We start from the raw sequence: 3,221 nt of genomic DNA on the forward strand, positions 1-3,221 counted from the left end.
CTGGTGTTTTTGACGCTGAGATTTGAATCTCTTCTCCAGTTCTTGGATTGCGACCAGTGCGAGCAGCGCGGCTATTCACTTTAAAGCTACCAAATCCAAGGATAGATACATCGTCGCCATTAGCAAGCGTAGTCGAGATGCCTTCAACGAGTGCATTGAGTGCTGTGCCTGCTTGCTCTTTTGAGATGTCAGCAGAAGTTGCGATGTGTTCAACTAATTGAGATTTGTTCATGTTTTAAATTCCTTGTCGAGTTCGTCTGGCGTTTGGTTTTTGCAAACTATTGGTTAAATATGACCAATATGAACTGAAGTTATGTCATTGCTAGGATTGAACTTTGTAAAGTAACAAACGAAGTTGATTATAAAAACATATCACGCCTCATTCAATGCAAATCATTGACTATTACTTGTTTTCGGCCAGTTATGGACAGTGAGTCATGAAAATGAACATCGTTTTGTTTAAATTAATTCATGATATCAATTGAAAGTTAATATTTTGCTGTATGTAGAACAGACAAAAAAGCCCAGCGTGTGTGCTGGGCTCATGCTTTTTTGAAGCAATCTGTTTTTTAAAGCAATCGAGTATTTGAAGCGGTTTTGTACTCGGAGCTAACGCAACGAAAATTATTTAGTAATAAAGATCTGTTCCGTTTTTAGCGAAGTCATCGAGCGAACTTGGCGCCAAATGTAGTAGAAGATACCTAACATCATCAACATACTTGGTATAGCGATGGCCGGGTAGCTGTAAAGTGTCAACTTACCCAATTCTTCATTAAAAGCTGCAGTACCTGCTGGGCTAGTCACAATCCAAGTCGCTAGAAAGTAGTTCATCGCAGAAGAAAATGCGAAGGTACTAGCGAATAGGTAGTTTGACTTCATTAGGCAACGATTAAACTCTGCTTGGTTACCAAACTCTCTTAAACGCTCTTCGATTAGAGATATGTTTAACAGTGCAGGCGTGAAGATAACTTTTTGGATAAACGGGTAGCGAGTGAAGGTTGAGCCAAGAACCGCTAAACCAATTAGGCCGGGTATTAATGCTTCTTTTAATGCTAACCAACGAGTATCAAGTTCGAAGAAGCCGATACCGCCGGTTAATAATACGCTGACAAAGCCAAGTGCCGCGATGAAGTTAAACTTCTTGTTGCGGACTAACTCCATACCACCGTAAGCAATAGGGAAGGCAAGCGCGACAAGTAGTGCTAAGCCAGTTCCTAGGTGTTCCTCTCCACTGAACTTCATTAAGATGAATGAAGGAAGAAAGACGTTAAATACGACTTCGAAAAGAGGACTCGATTTTTTGTTTTCTGTGCTGCTCATAATTTCTAAATACATTATGTTATGGATTTATTCTCAGGGATTGTTGTTTACCTCGCTCAAGATGTAAAGCCTTAAGACGTCATGCTGTGTAACGACATGTGACATCAACGACATCTCTGAACTTATAGAACGCGTAATTCAACACTTTCGTGTCTGAGTTCTCGACCAACTTGGGGCTTATGATGTGAAAGCAGTTGTTTGGTGAGTCAATTTATATGAACGCCATAGCTAAGCTTTCGCGTTTTTCTGCAGTGATCCACATTCATCAAGTTACCTAAGGCTGCAAAGGCATATCCATATAATTGGAAACATGTACGGCAAGTTGCTTGTGATATTTTAGTTATGTTATAACATAACTAAAATATCACTCTTACTGAGAATAACGTTCGTATCGGTAAGAGGAAAACAACAAGCATGTATCAAGGAGATGACGTAATGAATGCCGTGTTAACGAAACCTGTGACAACCGATAATAATCAGCCACTTAACATTGGTTCTGCTGCAAGTATCAAGGTTCATGCGAATCATGCTCCATGCTATAGCGCTTCTGAGCAGCCAACGGTGCTGGCAGACATCTATCAAAGCAATGTCAATATTGCGATTTGGCAGCGTACATTTGATGAAGATTTAACAATGGCAATCAGTGAATTTATCGCCTTGAATCCAAACTTCAGTAAATCTATGAGCCTGTCTCCAGACAACGCCTATGAGAAATTGGAGTTTGCTACCGACGAAACCGCATCTAAAGCACTACTAGAAAACATGGTAGAGCTGGTGGATATGTTCTGTTGTTTGTTTGATCTTGAAGAAGTAGGGCTCCGTTTAGCGGTTCTGAATAAAGCGATGTGTCCACGCTTCCATGTTGACCAAGTCCCTTGCCGTTTAGTGACTACCTATCATGGTGTTGCCACTCAATGGCTGCCAAACGACTTGGTCGACCGTACGAAGCTAGGAAGAGGGAGTAACGGAAAGCCAGATTCAGAGTCAGGCTTGTACAGTCATGAGTCGGATATCGAGCAACTTTCGAGTGGTGATGTGGCATTGCTTAAAGGGGAGCGATGGAGTGGCAACGAAAACGCGGGTCTGGTGCATTGCTCACCCGTAACTTCATTTAACGAGACGCGATTGTTGCTGACGTTAGATTTTGGTTAGTCGCGCTCTATTCGCGAGACGATTTTTAGAAGTCGTCGGCTTACCCCTTTTGTACATCCGGTTTTATACTCGTCAAACCTATTAATTTACGCCAACACTGTCAGCATAATGATGAGCAGCGCCGCTAAAGCTAGTACGCCTAACGCACGCCATTGAGAAACAAACGCAACACTGCCATTAAGTTCGATTTTTGTTTGGAAGCCAGTGACCATTGCCCAAGTTAATGGTTTTGAGCGTAATTTATAGAACAAAACGGCAAGGACGTGTACCGCAATCAGAGTTGGAAGTACTTTTATCATAGTGAGGTGAATGTTTTCTAATAGTGAAAATACGGAGTCATTCAACCAGATATTTGCATAGGGTAAGTGATCAAGAAGCCCTGCTAAGGCTAAACCAGAAACACACTGAATAGTTAAAGCTGATAACAGTGTAACAACCATCCAACCGCCAGCAGGATTATGGCCTGGCTTTTCTTTTTCTTTTCCTAATAAATAACGAACTACTGACTTAGGTGATCGTAAAAACTGTCTGAACCGGCTCGTTTCGCTACCCACCCAACCCCAGACCAATCGCCAAACGATTAATGTCATAAGTGCTAGCCCAAGTTGAACGTGGGGTCCATTACCTGAAATGCCCGATGCCATTAACCCCATGAAAAGCGCCGCTTGCGTCCAATGGTATAGGCGAGTTGATAGATCCCAAATCTTCATAGTTTCACTCTCTCTTTTGTTTATTTAATCTCTGTTCGC

The 3,221-nt window shown here is 41.9% G+C and carries 4 protein-coding genes; 1 reads left to right on the plus strand and 3 read right to left on the minus strand.

All coding sequences use genetic code 11. The features are described 5' to 3' along the window. On the minus strand, window positions 1–232 hold a 232-nt coding region (locus tag AB4496_RS17530), incomplete at its 3' end, for an HU family DNA-binding protein (protein WP_372131491.1). A gap of 392 nt (window positions 233–624) precedes the next feature. Then, window positions 625–1,320, minus strand: a complete 696-nt coding sequence (locus AB4496_RS17535) for a VC0807 family protein (protein ID WP_017096977.1) — start codon at window positions 1,318–1,320, stop codon at window positions 625–627. Between the two features lie 435 nt (window positions 1,321–1,755). Here AB4496_RS17535 and AB4496_RS17540 point away from each other — a divergent pair, with 435 nt between their 5' ends. Further along, window positions 1,756–2,472, plus strand: coding sequence for a DUF1826 domain-containing protein (locus AB4496_RS17540; protein WP_102258556.1), 717 nt, complete (start codon window positions 1,756–1,758; stop codon window positions 2,470–2,472). An 86-nt stretch (window positions 2,473–2,558) separates the two neighbouring features. Here AB4496_RS17540 and AB4496_RS17545 read toward each other — a convergent pair whose 3' ends face one another. Beyond that, a complete protein-coding gene (locus tag AB4496_RS17545) occupies window positions 2,559–3,182 on the minus strand; it encodes a cytochrome b/b6 domain-containing protein (protein WP_102258555.1) in 624 nt (207 codons plus the stop codon). Window positions 3,183–3,221: the final 39 nt, after the last annotated feature.

This window comes from Vibrio sp. 10N.222.46.A1 (genome assembly GCF_041473595.1).
GTDB lineage: Bacteria > Pseudomonadota > Gammaproteobacteria > Enterobacterales > Vibrionaceae > Vibrio > Vibrio tasmaniensis_A.

Excerpts from the sequence above, each read along its gene's own strand:
- AB4496_RS17535 (WP_017096977.1), bottom strand. The coding sequence starts at position 1,320 with ATGAGCAGCACAGAAAACAAAAAATCGAGTCCTCTTTTCGAAGTCGTA.
- AB4496_RS17540 (WP_102258556.1), top strand. The coding sequence starts at position 1,756 with ATGAATGCCGTGTTAACGAAACCTGTGACAACCGATAATAATCAGCCA.
- AB4496_RS17545 (WP_102258555.1), bottom strand. The coding sequence starts at position 3,182 with ATGAAGATTTGGGATCTATCAACTCGCCTATACCATTGGACGCAAGCG.